The sequence below is a fragment of the Psychroserpens mesophilus genome, assembly GCF_050617655.1.
GTDB lineage: Bacteria > Bacteroidota > Bacteroidia > Flavobacteriales > Flavobacteriaceae > Psychroserpens > Psychroserpens mesophilus_A.
Genome location: NZ_JBODQC010000045.1, coordinates 1 through 430, shown reverse-complemented (window position 1 = coordinate 430; position 430 = coordinate 1). Strand labels below are relative to the sequence as shown.

The following is a 430-nucleotide window of genomic DNA, read 5'->3' as shown; positions in this document are numbered from 1 at the left end:
CTGCAATTACAACGACTTATACAGTTACAGGATATGCAAATGGTTGTGAAGCTACAGATGAAATTTTAGTGACTGTTGAAACAGATACAGTAACTGCAAATGCTGGCACAGATGTTAGCATCTGTGAAGGTGAAAGTATAACACTGACTGCAAGTGGTGGAGCAACTTACCAATGGAATACAGGAGCAACGACCTCAAGTATCGAGGTTAGTCCATCCACAACAACCACTTATACAGTGACCGCTTTTAATGCTTTAGGAACAAGTTCAGATGCTGATGCTGTTACAGTAACAGTACATACAATTCCTGTTGCTAATGCAGGAACAGATGTTGAAGTTTGCGAAGGTTCATCCGTAACATTAACAGCTTCAGGAGGATCAGCTTATGTATGGAGTACAGGAGAAACAACTCAAAGTATAACTGTCAATCC

General features: G+C 40.5%; 1 pseudogene. It reads left to right on the top strand.

The features are described from left to right. Nucleotides 1–430: pseudogene (locus ACRHNM_RS16255) on the top strand (hypothetical protein); the annotation flags it as partial.